Consider the following 13,393-nt stretch of genomic DNA (forward strand, 5'->3'; position numbering starts at 1 on the left):
AAACGCTTATAAGTCAGGCGTTGTGAATTGATTTCAAATTGTATTTTTACGTGAGAATTCACAAGGATATTGCCATAATTATTCATCATCTAATAGTTGTGAATTGATTTCAAATTGTATTTTTACGTGAGAATTCACAAGTTTTAAATCTTGCTTCTTTTATCATTGTTAGTTGTGAATTGATTTCAAATTGTATTTTTACGTGAGAATTCACAAGTAATTATGATTTTCGTTTTGGCTAACGCAAGTTGTGAATTGATTTCAAATTGTATTTTTACGTGAGAATTCACAAGTCTTTTGCAACTCAAATCTTTGGTTTGTAAGTTGTGAATTGATTTCAAATTGTATTTTTACGTGAGAATTCACAAGATCGTAAAGTATTGTATATTTGTGATGTGCGTTGTGAATTGATTTCAAATTGTATTTTTACGTGAGAATTCACAAGTGGTTATAGTTTTACCACCACCAGAACCACGTTGTGAATTGATTTCAAATTGTATTTTTACGTGAGAATTCACAAGTGTTGTTTTTTATTTCGACTAAATTCTGATGTTGTGAATTGATTTCAAATTGTATTTTTACGTGAGAATTCACAAGCAGTGGTCATCACAGCAGCCGTGGCCGAGTGTTGTGAATTGATTTCAAATTGTATTTTTACGTGAGAATTCACAAGGTCTAGCGGTTCGCATCGGCAAGCGTATGGGTTGTGAATTGATTTCAAATTGTATTTTTACGTGAGAATTCACAAGCAATAAAAATCATGATATTACTTATTCCTAGTTGTGAATTGATTTCAAATTGTATTTTTACGTGAGAATTCACAAGTCTATTTAAAGCAGTTTCTTCTATCTCTTCGTTGTGAATTGATTTCAAATTGTATTTTTACGTGAGAATTCACAAGTATCGCGTTTTTGTTGCTTGTTCTGTTCTTGTTGTGAATTGATTTCAAATTGTATTTTTACGTGAGAATTCACAAGTTTTGCTATTTCAGGGATTTTATACATTCCGTTGTGAATTGATTTCAAATTGTATTTTTACGTGAGAATTCACAAGGTCAATCCCAAAATATTGAGTAAAATCAATACTTTGGGATTCCTTTTTTAAATTAGAAAAACAATACTCTTAGCACTTTTAGAAACAAATTACAGTTATTTTTTTAATTCTATTTTCTAAAATAATTGTAATTGTTGGGTGGGTTGTGGCAAATCTATTTCTTTAATACCATGAAAAAGCTCCATATTTGCAAATTGCTTATCTGTAATTTCTAAAATACAGACTTTACCGTGTTTGGGTAAACTTCTTTTTACGCGTTTTTTATGTACTTTAGAGTTTTCTCTACTTGGGCAATGTCTTAAGTAAATAGAAAATTGAAACATGGTAAAACCGTCGGCAATTAGTTTTTTACGAAATAAGCCTGCTGCTTTTCGCTCTTTTTTGGTTTCTGTTGGTAAATCAAAAAAAACTAGTACCCACATAATTCTATAAGCGCTATATCTATTTTCTGACATTTATATTCTAATCTAACTCTGGATATTTAATTTGCCTTAATTCTCCTGTAAAACATTTATATAAACTCGATGTTGTAGTCGTAACCGCTACAAATAAAGGTCTAACCACTCCATCTATAAAGACATCTTGTGTTGCAATGGTTAAAATTTGGGCTTTTGCCGGTTTCGTTAATTTAAAACTATCTCGATAACTACTATTCACATAATTAAAAACTAACTTATCTACAAAAGGTCTGTAAGGTTCCATAATATCATCTGCCAAACAATATGCATTGTATTTATTTTTATGGAAAATTCCTAAAACTGGTAACATGCCACTACTAACCAAGGCTCTCGCCACTATACTTCTTAAAACTGCATAACCAAAATTTAGCAAATTATTAGGTGTCTCTCCAAAACGTTCTCTCGAAAAATTATCAAACAAATGTTTCCAGTAATATTGTGCAGCCATTCCTTCTCTATTGCTTGTATCGCCACTTTTTACCGTCAATTTATATTCTGTTAAAGGCTCTGAAAATTTATTATTCAAATTTAATAACGCTTCTTGGTTTGCTATTTTCTGCTCAACGGTTTGTTTCCATAGTTGTTTTTTTAGAGGTTCTGAGGCTGCTAATTGATGTTTTATTCTTTCTGAATATTCTGAGTGTCCATACATTGGCAACATCATTCCAAATGGTAAATGATGTTCATCGCAACTAATAACAGCTACATTATTGCCTTGTAATTTTATTAAGAGCTGATTGCTAATTGTTATTTGATAATGGTCTAACATTAGCAAAGCTATGTCTTCTATTGGCACTGTACCAATTATTTCTTTACTTTCTGGTTCTTGAACAACTAGTTGCTTTTGCTTTAATTTTAGGTAAGACGGGTTGCCTATGTAAATGGTTCTTTTAATCATAACTGCCTTTATTAATACTCTCCTACATGAACTATTTTTCCAATATGATTAATTCTTATTTTTACTATATTTCTTAAAGCTTCGGTATTTCTAATGTGAATATATGATGTACCTCTCAATTCTTTTACATCATTAACAGTGGTTTCTAAATGATGTCTAAACATATAATTTTTTGTAGCAATTTTTTGAACTCGAAATAAATTATTACTAATATTTTTTTTATTATTTTTATCTTGTAAATCTACTTCTGTAGGCCTAAAATCGTCTGTAGGAAATAGAAACATTTCATTTTGTTTCATTGTAAACAGAAACTCCCAACCTACTTTAGAGTTGTAATCTTTATCTATAATTGATAGCCCTGCATTAACTCTTGCTACTGCTTCAAAGAAAGAAACTACTTTTTCTTGTAGCTTACCAGCTTTATCTTTATAGATTGCAACATGGTGATTATTTCCAGTACTTACAAAATCGTTTTCTATTTTTTTTTCATTTTCATTTAAAATAATTGCTCCAAAATGGTCTTTTTTAATATGTAAATTTTCGGCATTTTTAACTCCACTAATTAAAATTCTTTTAATGGAAATACCTTTTTCTTTATTTAACCAAATAGGGTTGTTTGCCAAGTTTGAAAATGCTTCTTTGGGTTTATTGTTATAATCTAATAATCTTTTTTCTAAAATTCTTCTAACTCCAACATCAATTATTTTTTGAATACTTTTTAGGTCTTTAAAATTATCTGGATTTACTTCTTTTCTAATCGTATAATTATTTTTAAAAGTTTTTATTTTAACCTGCTCTGGCATTAATTTTCCTTTTGAAAAATAAATTGGGTTTTTAGCAAGTGTATTTTTTCCTGCAAATGCTTTTTTAGCATCTCCACCAAATTCTTGTAATCTTTTTAAAAGTGCTTCTTTATAAGCAGGTTTTGTAACTGTTTGTATTTTTTCTGCAGTAAACTTTGCATTTACTTTTTCAATTTTTATAGTTTCTTCTTTTATTTTACCATAAACGGTTTCTTTATGTAGTTGGCCACGAGGTGTTAATTGAACTTTTTCTAGATATTTATCTTTTCCTTTAGTTTTAGTTTTGTTTTTATTTTTAGTTACTACTTTATTTTTGGTTTTAAATGATATTAAAATTTGCTCGATATGTTCTTTAGCTTCTCTTCTAAAATTATCTGTTGGTAAGATAAATTTACGTTTTCCTCTTCCGTTTTTATCTTTATAAATTTTTGTAATTTTTGTTTTATACCAAATAAGTTACTGTTTTTATAATCTTCTTCTGTAGTTTTTAAGTTCGTTATAGTTGCCAAATTATTTAAATATTGAATATGGTTTTCTGTGGTAAATGCAACTGCCAAGGCATCCATTGCATGATGCCTGTGATCATTCCTTTTTGTCCAATTTATTATCTTTTCTACTTTCTTACCATGTTTTCTATCTTCTAATTTTGTTAAGCCCAATTCTCTGTATTTAGGCAAATTCAATTCTTTCATTACATTTATTAAATCCCAATCTTCACGAAGTTTATCTGTAATTTTACCAACTGTGGGTGTTACTTTTCTAAAAACTTCTTGTAAAATTTGCCTTGCTTTTTTTGCTATGTATTGACTATTTCTTAAATCTCTTTCTATAAAATCTTTTGGTAAATCTTTTTCTGAAAGTAGTAGTTTTTTATATTTTCCTTTAGTAATGGCACCAGATTTTAAAGCACTTTCTACACGAGCTTTATAATTTTCTAAATCTAAATTGTATTTATTGCTTATAAAATCAAAAGCCAAAGTATTCGCTTTCTCTAAATTTATACTTCTGTAAGCCAATGTTTTGTTCGAAAAAGAATCATCAAACAATTTCGCTTTGGGTATAATATGCTCAATATCAATTTCTTTTGAGAATAGTTTTTCTTGTGGTATGTGTTGGTTTGTAAATAAGGTTTTATAATTGTTATCTTTTAATTCTTGGTATAACTTATATTTAACAACATCGTTTCTTGTTGGGTTTTTAATATAAAATTCATTTCGTAAAATTTCTCTAATTTTTTCATTTTCTAAAGTTGTTTTATTAATATACTCTGTAGTTTTTGCTCTTTCTTTAGCAGATTTTTTTAATTCTCTTGCCAATTCTATTCTTACCTCATCTGGCTTACCGTATTCGTCTATAATTTGGTTGACCACGTTTACCATTTGATTTAAAATTTTCTCAACAACTGGGTTTCTTAGACTATTTTTCGGTAATAAATTTAACCTATCTTTTAAGACACGATTTTCTAGTTCTTTTTTACTTAGAGAATTAGAGTGATTATATTTAGCTAGTTTGCAAGCCTCGGAAAACACATTACCATCAATTAAAAAGGGCATAATTTTCTTTATCGCTTTGGCGCTTAAACTTCCATAATCTTGTTGTAAAGAAATATTTGCCAACATATTTGCATATTGGGGTTTAAAACCATATTTGTGATGTAATTTCTTCTTTAAAGCGACATTAGAATTTCCGTAAACCATTTTATCTTCGGCTAATATTTTATCTCCATCTTCTGCAGAATATAGTAAATGCCAAAACTGATAACTTTTTTGTTTATCAAAACTATTTCCTTCTAAATTAGCATCGAAATCTAAAATTTCGGGGTTTATACCTAAAGAAATAAAAACAGCTTTTAATTCTTTTTTAATTTCTTTTATTGATTTTTTATCCCAATCGAAACCATAACCTTCGTTTTCTGCTATTTTTTTATAAACTTCATATAGTTTTTGATTGGTATTGTTCCCTTCAATTCCTTCAGGAAAATTCGTTTTCCAAATTTTACTATTTAAACCCGCAAATTTTAAAACTTCTCTTTCTGTTAGTTTTCCAAGAGTATTTAATTTGTTAAACAACTCTTTTTTATCTTCTATATCTAAGATTTTCTTCTCTTTAGTTTCTGCATTTATAAACTCTAAAATATTTAAAATTGCCCAAATTTTAGATTCTTGAAATAGTGGAGACGATTTTGGAACCGCTTTATGGTTTTTCTCGAAACTACAATCTGAAATTAGGTGTTTTTGCGATTTTAATTTTCGTTGATAAAAAATAATAACATCCCTAACTTCTTCTTTTAATTTTGAAGTTAATTCTGGATAAAATAGGGCTTGTGTTTCCCAAATTTTCTCAAATTCATCTAAATAATCTTGTCTATAAAAAACTTGGTTTTTTAAGGGAGTATGTTTATTGGCTACTATTTGTCTGTACAAATTTTGCCCTACAGTTTCGTTATTAAAATAGAGTTCTTTACTTCTATCGCTAATAGCACCTAAATACCCACTCGATTTATTAAGGTTATTATTAATTTCGACTAAGACATAAGCAACTTCTTCTATTTTTAATTGATTTAAAATTGCTTCGCTTCGCCATTTGTAATGCTGTTCTTTAACCTCATCTCTTTTTCCTTTATTTTCAGCAGTATAAATGCCATGAATCGCTAAAAACCGTTTTCTGCTATTTTGTTGTCCTTGCCCTTTTAATTTTCGATAAAAATCATCAGTTAAAATTTCTGGGTAAAATTGCTTTTGAAAATCCCATACCTTATCAAACTCAGTCTGTAAATCTGAACGATAAAATTCTGGAATAAACTTTTTTCCATCTTTTAGCAAATTATACACATATTGTCCAACAGTAAGGTCCTTATCATATAATTCCTTGGCAATTGCCATTCCGTCAATAAAGTTTCCTTCTTCTTCGTTTTTTGCTTTTCTACTACTTTTGTAACCACGTTTTTTATTAATCGATAATAAAACACGAGCAAATTGATCTAGCTCAATCTTTTCGCTCGCAGATTTTGCTCTTAATAATAAAGTTTCGTGTGTTGAGTTTTCGCCCACTTCTGTAAGAAAAGTGTTTTTTGAAATAATTCTATTTTTGATTAAAATATCAATTAAATTTTCTCTGCGAAGTTTAAAGCGCTGTAAATTTCTTCTTGCAGTTCTTTTTTGAGTTCTACTTGCATTTGGAGACAAACCCTTACCAGCTAAAAAATCATCTATTGGGCTTTTAGACTCTGTAACTTTACCACTTTTATCGATTTTACTAAAATTATCGTACTGAATAATTCGAACTCCTAATTTTATAATTTCTGATGTTTCGTTGGCGTTGGAATTGTTCGCTTCGTTTACTAAAGCCCAACCAATAGAATTTGTGCCTAAATCTAATCCTAAAATCTTTTTCATATCGTTTTTTTTATAATCTTAAAAAGTAAAGATGACTTCAATTTCTAAATTTAAGAGAAAAAATAAAAATTACAATGTAAAAATTCGTAAATCAAAGAAGAAGATAAAAAAAAGCGACACTTTCGTGCCGCTTTAAATGTTTTCACAACGGAATAATCCTTATTGTGAATTGATTTCAAATTGTTCTGCAAATATAAAGGAAAATATTTAATTGCTATTTACAGGATTTCGTAAAGTAGCTAATTAAACCTTTTTACCCCTCTCTAAAACAGCTTTAACAATAATTTTAGCATGAATTCTAGAGTTTTCTATAAACCATTTATGGGTTTCCATGCCACCACAAATAACGCCAGCTAAATAAACTCCTTTGATATTGGTTTCCATCGTTTCTTTGTTATAAGATGGTATTTTTTTACCGTCATTAGAAAAACTAATACCTATTTGTTCTAAAAAAGTAAAATTGGGTTTGTAACCTGTTAAGGCCAAAACAAAATCGTTTTGGATTGTTATTTCTCTGTTTTTAGTATTGATGATTATTTTATCTTCTAAAATTTCTTTTACGGTAGAATTGTAAAATGCTTTAATACTGCCTTCTTCTATTCTATTAATAATATCTGGTCTTACCCAATATTTTACACGTTGCCCAACTTCTTTTCCTCGAATAATTAAAGTTACCTCTGCTCCTTTTCTGTAACATTCTAAAGCGGCATCGATTGCGGAATTACTCGCACCGATTATAGCTAATTTTTGTCCTGCATAAAAATGAGGGTCGTTATAATAGTGCGAAACTTTCGGTAAATTTTCTCCTATAACATTTAGCATATTGGCAATATCGTAAAAACCCGTTGCAATAATTACATGGTTAGATTTGTAAGTGTTTTTATTAGAAACAATCGTAAATTTATCTTCTCCCTTAGAAACTTTAGTTACTTTTTCAAATAAGTTAATATTTAGTTTATTCGAGGTTGTAATTCTTCTGTAATATTCTAACGCTTCGCTTCTTCTTGGTTTTGCTTCTTTGCTAATAAACGGAATTTCGTTGATTTCTAACTTTTCTGAAGAAGAGAAAAACTGCATATTTACAGGGTAATTATATAGCGAATTTACAATGGGTCCTTTTTCTAAAATTAAATAGCTTAACTCTTTTTTTTGAGCTTCTAAGCCACAAGCAATTCCTATGGGACCTCCACCAATAATAACAATATCGAAAATCTTCATATTTTTAAATTACCTCTTTTTCTAAATAATAAACCTCTTCTAAATTTACTACCTTTTCTTTTTGTCTTCTAAAAACATGTTTGGGTTTTAAGTCGCTAATATTACTAATGCCCATTGCTGCAACCATTTCTTTAATTGCTGCAATGGTTTTATGATGGTAATTTTTTACTCGTACATTTTTTTTCTCTACAACCAATGCTTTTACCAAATCTTTATCTTGGGTAGCAACACCAACTGGGCAGGTATCTAAATTACACTCTCTTGCTTGAATGCACCCTAAACTAAGCATAAAACTTCTTGCCATTGCAACAGCGTCTGCCCCTAAAGCCAAATACCTTACTACATCAAAAGCATCAACAGCTTTGCCGCTTGCAATAATTTTAATTTGTTTTTTTAATCCGTATGCAATTAGTAACTTATTTATAAAAACCAAGCCTTCGATTAATGGAGTGCCTATATAATTAGAAAACTCTAATGGGGCAGCTCCTGTGCCTCCTTCTGCTCCATCTACCGAAATAAAATCTGGATAATTACCAGCAAGTGCAAAGGTTTTAATCATGTTTTCGATTTCGTCGTTGTTTCCAACACATAATTTAATTCCTACTGGTTTTCCTTCAGATAAATCTCTTACTTTTTGAATGAAAACAACCATTTCATCATAATTTGAAAAAGCGGAATGACCTGGAGGCGAATCTACTTTTGTAAACGGCGTAACAGCTCTAATTTCTGCTATTTCTTCGGTATTTTTTTTGGCAGGTAAAATACCTCCATGTCCTGGTTTTGCTCCTTGCGAAAATTTAATTTCAATCATTTTTACTTCTGGACGAATGGCATTTTTTTTAAAAGTGTTATCGTCGAAAATTCTTTTTCCTTCTCCATCGAATCTTCCTGCCCCAAAATATCCTGTGCCTATTTGAAATATTAAATCGCCTCCTTGTAAATGGTAAGGAGAAATTGCGCCTTCTCCTGTATTATGGGCAAAATTACCCATTTTTGCTCCTTGATTTAATGCCTTTATGGCATTTTTACTAAGCGAACCGAAAGACATTGCAGAAATATGTATAATGGAACCACTATATTTTTGCGTGCATTTATCTGAACCAAAAATTACTCTTTCTCCAGCTATTTGATGATGGTCTCGTGGAAACATCGAATGTTTTACAAATTCGTATCCTTTTTTATACACATTGTGTTGTGTACCAAAAGGAACTGTTTCTATTTGTTGTTTAGAACGTTGGTACACCAAACTTCTTTTTTCTCTATTTATAGGGGTGCCATTTAAATTATCTTCTATAAAATATTGCTGAATTTTATCTCTTTCTTCTTCGAAAAACCACCTTAATCTTGCTACTAATGGAAATGCTCTTAATAACGAGTGTTTGGTTTGTAAACTGTCGTAAATTGCAATTAAGGTTAAGATTCCTGCTATCGCCAGTAAAATTATAGTGCCTGTTTGTGGTATAAAATAAACCAAAACCCCGCAAAGAACTGTTGCTAAAATAAGTATAGAAAGTATGGTATTTCTCATGGAATAAGTTTTCGAATTAAAGAAACTAAAAATAATATATTCTATAGATAAAGTCGGTTTATAAATTTAATAATTACAAAAGTACAATGAAATAAATTTATCTTTATAAATCGCCGTTTTTTAAGTGCGTTAGGGATTGAACGGCTTGTTTGAGCTCGCCCGCTTTTTTGCGGGAAGCGAGTAGTGAAAGCCCGCTCGAACGCCCAAAGAATTGTATAAAAATTGAGTGATACAAAATAGAATTAGTTATTTACAAATTTTTCCCACTCGGCAAATTTTTCTTCTTTCATAACGCGTTCCATTTTTACTTGTCCGCCTTTTTTCTTGTTTTTATCGCTCCAATCGTAAAATTTTTCTGTTGGAATTAATTGCACTTTTACTCCTTTTAAAGCTTTGCTTCTAGCGACTTTGTAATTTTTATTGGCGTTTTTTAAAAAATTGTCTAATGCAGTGGCAACTTCCTCTTCGTTTTTGTTTAAATCGGTTCCTAAATACCAAGAGTGGTAGAATTCGCCGTCTTCGAAACGCTTTGCGCAAATGGTGTATTCTGGAATTAAAGTGTCGAATTTCTCTTCTAAACTTTTAATGGCATCGTCCATTTTATTAACAGACAATTGCGAGCCTACTGTATTTAAAAAGAATTTTGTGCGTCCTGTAATTTTAATTTCGGCTTTTTTTACGTCTGTAAACTTAATAGTATCGCCAATTAAATAGCGCCAAGCGCCTGAAACTGTACTAATTATTAAGATATAATCTTGGTTTGTTTTTACTTCTTTTAGCGTAAGTGCTGGCGCGTTTTGATGTATAGAACCGTCTTCGTTTATGTAATCTGGATTCATAGGCACGAACTCGAAATAAATTCCGTTTTCGGTATTCAATTGCATGGCGTCTGTTTCTGGCCTTACTTGTGTGGCAATGTAGCCTTCGGAAGCCAAATAGGTGTCTATGACCGTAATTGGTTTTCCTAAAAGTGCGTTGAAACTTTTTTCGTAAGGACCAAAAGCTACGCCGCCAGAAGTATAAACTTGCAAATTGGGCCAAATTTCGTGGATGTTTTTTAAATTGTGATGCGCTATTACTTTCTGCAACATTAATTCTATCCAAGCAGGAATTCCGCTTAAAGCACCTATGTCCCAATTTTTTGCATTTTCTGCAATGTGTTGTACACGTTCGTCCCAATCTTCTATTTTAGCAATTTCTTCTCCAGGTTTGTAATATCCTTTAAACCAAAAAGGAATATTACTGGCACTAATTCCGCTAATTTCTCCTTCTAAATGATCGTCTTTTTCTTCTAAATCTGTAGAACTCCCCAACATCATAATATCTTTTTCGAAAAAATCTGCAGGCAAATCGAAATTACTTAAAGCGGTAACTTGTTTTATTCCTGAACTTTTTATGGCTGCAATCATTTCATCTGTAACAGGAATTTTTTTACTGCTTTTTCCTGTGGTTCCAGAACTCAAGGCAAAATAAGAAGGATTTCCAGGCCATGTAACATCTTTTTCTCCTTCATGTAATTTGTGCCACCATTCTTTTTCGATGCTATTGTAATCGAAATAAGGAATTTTTTCAGAAAATATTTTTGGAAAGTTTTCTGCATTTAAAATATCGTTAAATTGATATTTTTCTCCAAACTGCGTATTTTTTGCTTTTTCTAATAAGTTTTTAAGCACGTTTTCTTGATTTTCGATATGGTTTACCTCAGATGTAAACACCCCTTTAAATCGATTAAGCCTTTGATAAGATTTCCTAAGATTGCCATTGGTTATTTTTTTTACAAAGATGGAGAATAAAACAAAATTATTTGAACTCATTAGATTTAAAAATTACTTCGATTCGATAATATACTTCGATTCGATAATAAATGATATCCTTCTTGTTTATATGAGCTAATTTTAAGACGGATTGCAATAAAACAATTCTCTACTATTTTGTTACTTTGATAAAAATAAAAACCGATATTATTATGAAAAATGTTAAAAATGAAGCCGAATTAATTAAAAACCTGAGTTCGATTAATAAATTGTCAACTGATTAGACTTTACAGTCTGATATTTTATAGCAGGTTTTTTTGGTAAAAAGCTATATGCAATAAGACCTGCGATTATGTTTGACAAGAAATTAGTAAAACTTCTATGTCTAGAATGTTCAATTTGACAAATATTTTTGAGTTCGTCATTTACGGTTTCAATAACAGAGCGTTTACGCAGTAAAATTTTATCACTCATTGTCATTAAAGAATTCTTCATATTGTTTTTAATATGAGTAATTAAATGCAATCCATCAGCAAAAAGTAACTGCATTAAATCTTTTCCAACATAACCTTTGTCCGCATATAACTTACCATAAATTTTATCTAAAAAAGACTTCTTTTTTAATGGCGTTCTATCATCAACATTAGCTTAGGTTATGCAGAAGTTTAGGATTTCACCTTTATCATTTATAACGATATGCAATTTAAAGCCATGGAACCATCCTATAGTGGATTTTCCAGTGGTTGCAATGCCTTTAAATACTTTATTATTCTTAATTCGTTTGGGGCTGCAAACTCTAACAGGTGTAGAATCTACAAAAGAAATACCCGTAGAATTACCTAAACAACATGTCTTTAAAAATAAAGTCATTGGCATGAGGTTTTGCTGCATGAGTTCTGTAAATCTATTGTATGAAACTGTAGCTGGGAAATCATCTTGCATATGCTTTTGCAAGTAATACACGTAAAAGTGTTTAAAGGTCCTAAAACCACTAAGCTGAAACAAAATGGTAATGGTAATTACCTCGCTATTTGACATAACACTGGGACGTTTTGATGGATTGCCTAAAAGGTGTTTACTGACTATTTGGTCATATTCTTTACAAAATTCATCAACAAGACAGAAAATTTCAGTAATTTTTTACTAGAAAAAAATGCCTAAATTTTAATCGAACTCAGGTTAAAAAATACGAAGAAAAAGGGTATGTAGAAAGCTATAGAGTTGCTGACGATAAACTGATTGCTAACAATGCAAAAAAAGAATACACGCCAAAAGATGTAAAAATTGTTGCAGAACATAGGTTCGAAGGGATGAGCAATCCGTCTGACATGTCTATCTTATATGTAATTGAAACCCAAGACACAAAAGGGACTTTAGTGGCTTCTTATGGCGCTACTGCAGATTTAGAAATCGCAGATTTTTTTAAGGAAATTCCTAAGAAAAACATCTCTAAAGACGAGAATATTTTTATGTAAAACTAAAGTTTTGTTTGGTTTTCGTTGCCTAATTTGTATAGGTTGCCATCCTTGTAAATGGTATTATTTTGTTGGCGAATTATTTCGATTAAATTAAAAGTAATATAAAAAAAGTTAAAACAATAACGTTTATAATATAGCCATGGGTATTTAGCCAAATGTTTATTTTCTCTAAATATTTTGAACCATTTGAACCTAAAGAAAAATAAATGGCTAAAGGCAAGATAGATATAAATAAAACGGCTCCAAAAAAAGGCATTGCTTCTAAAAAGGAATTGGATTCGCTATTTAAAAGATTTGCAACACTAAAAGCAATTGCAATATCTGTTGGCATAAAAGCAATTAAACAAAACCCAATAACAAAAATTTTACCTAAAGAGGCTGTTGAAATACCTTGCATCCATTTTGGTGGTTCTGTAATTTTATTACGATTTACTATCGAACGAATTATTAAGAATATAAATACTACAATTAAAAAGTATTTAACCAAAGGCTTATTGCCTATAGAAGCCTTGTGCAAATCTGTAATATTTGCAAGCAAATAATATAAATAGGTTGTAGATATTAAAGTAGCTATTATGGCTAAAACGTAAACTAAAGAACTTTTTACGGGATCTTTTCTGGTAATTAATAACATACCCACTAAAATTTGGGGGCCCAACATTACTGTTAGTGCCAGAGGTAAGATTGCAATGTCTGTCATTTTTAATTTTTACTGTTATTGGTAATCTGCTATATATAAATTCGGAAAATACGTTTAGAAACAAAATAAAGAATTTCTTGAAACCAACTATCCTCGAAGCAGAACAAT

General features: G+C 30.2%; 6 protein-coding genes, 3 pseudogenes and 1 CRISPR repeat array (1 of these 10 only partly in view). Of the genes and pseudogenes, 1 reads left to right on the forward strand and 8 read right to left on the reverse strand.

Features of this window, described 5'->3' with window-relative positions:
- Positions 1-1,053: a CRISPR direct-repeat array (repeat unit 46 nt; unit sequence GTTGTGAATTGATTTCAAATTGTATTTTTACGTGAGAATTCACAAG); it begins 589 nt to the left of the window's first position.
- 116 nt (positions 1,054-1,169) lie between these two features.
- The 7 genes and pseudogenes from cas2 to JL193_RS04620 all read right to left on the reverse strand — a co-directional run bounded on the left by cas2 (position 1,170) and on the right by JL193_RS04620 (position 12,244).
- Entirely contained in the window at positions 1,170-1,508 is a 339-nt protein-coding gene (gene cas2, locus JL193_RS04590) for a CRISPR-associated endonuclease Cas2 (RefSeq protein ID WP_207972693.1), read from the reverse strand.
- Between the two features lie 7 nt (positions 1,509-1,515).
- Positions 1,516-2,409 carry a type II CRISPR-associated endonuclease Cas1 gene (cas1, locus tag JL193_RS04595; RefSeq protein WP_207972694.1) on the reverse strand — a complete coding sequence of 298 codons (894 nt, stop codon included), beginning with the start codon at positions 2,407-2,409 and terminating at the stop codon, positions 1,516-1,518.
- A gap of 11 nt (positions 2,410-2,420) precedes the next feature.
- A pseudogene (gene cas9, locus JL193_RS04600) lies at positions 2,421-6,607 on the reverse strand (type II CRISPR RNA-guided endonuclease Cas9).
- A 243-nt stretch (positions 6,608-6,850) separates the two neighbouring features.
- On the reverse strand, positions 6,851-7,825 hold the full coding sequence (locus JL193_RS04605) for a YpdA family putative bacillithiol disulfide reductase (RefSeq protein WP_207972695.1): 975 nt from the start codon (positions 7,823-7,825) through the stop codon (positions 6,851-6,853).
- A 4-nt stretch (positions 7,826-7,829) separates the two neighbouring features.
- Entirely contained in the window at positions 7,830-9,353 is a 1,524-nt protein-coding gene (locus tag JL193_RS04610) for an FMN-binding glutamate synthase family protein (RefSeq protein WP_207972696.1), read from the reverse strand.
- Positions 9,354-9,595: 242 nt separating this feature from the next.
- A pseudogene (locus tag JL193_RS04615) lies at positions 9,596-11,115 on the reverse strand (GH3 family acyl-acid amido synthetase).
- Positions 11,116-11,368: 253 nt separating this feature from the next.
- A pseudogene (locus JL193_RS04620) lies at positions 11,369-12,244 on the reverse strand (IS982 family transposase).
- Positions 12,245-12,417: 173 nt separating this feature from the next.
- Here JL193_RS04620 and JL193_RS04625 point away from each other — a divergent pair.
- Positions 12,418-12,582 carry a hypothetical protein gene (locus tag JL193_RS04625; RefSeq protein ID WP_207972697.1) on the forward strand — a complete coding sequence of 55 codons (165 nt, stop codon included), beginning with the start codon at positions 12,418-12,420 and terminating at the stop codon, positions 12,580-12,582.
- Positions 12,583-12,670: 88 nt separating this feature from the next.
- Here JL193_RS04625 and JL193_RS04630 read toward each other — a convergent pair whose 3' ends face one another.
- The gene (locus JL193_RS04630) at positions 12,671-13,285 is read right to left on the reverse strand and encodes a GAP family protein (protein WP_207972698.1); all 615 of its coding nucleotides are present in this window, start codon (positions 13,283-13,285) and stop codon (positions 12,671-12,673) included.
- Positions 13,286-13,393: the final 108 nt, after the last annotated feature.

Origin of the sequence: Polaribacter batillariae (genome assembly GCF_017498485.1) — a bacterium.
In the GTDB taxonomy this organism is placed as follows: Bacteria; Bacteroidota; Bacteroidia; order Flavobacteriales; family Flavobacteriaceae; genus Polaribacter; species Polaribacter batillariae.

Coding starts and splice junctions, on each gene's coding strand:
- cas2 (WP_207972693.1), bottom strand. CDS start 1,508: ATGTCAGAAAATAGATATAGCGCTTATAGAATTATGTGGGTACTAGTT.
- cas1 (WP_207972694.1), bottom strand. CDS start 2,409: ATGATTAAAAGAACCATTTACATAGGCAACCCGTCTTACCTAAAATTA.
- JL193_RS04605 (WP_207972695.1), bottom strand. CDS start 7,825: ATGAAGATTTTCGATATTGTTATTATTGGTGGAGGTCCCATAGGAATT.
- JL193_RS04610 (WP_207972696.1), bottom strand. CDS start 9,353: ATGAGAAATACCATACTTTCTATACTTATTTTAGCAACAGTTCTTTGC.
- JL193_RS04625 (WP_207972697.1), top strand. CDS start 12,418: ATGAGCAATCCGTCTGACATGTCTATCTTATATGTAATTGAAACCCAA.
- JL193_RS04630 (WP_207972698.1), bottom strand. CDS start 13,285: ATGACAGACATTGCAATCTTACCTCTGGCACTAACAGTAATGTTGGGC.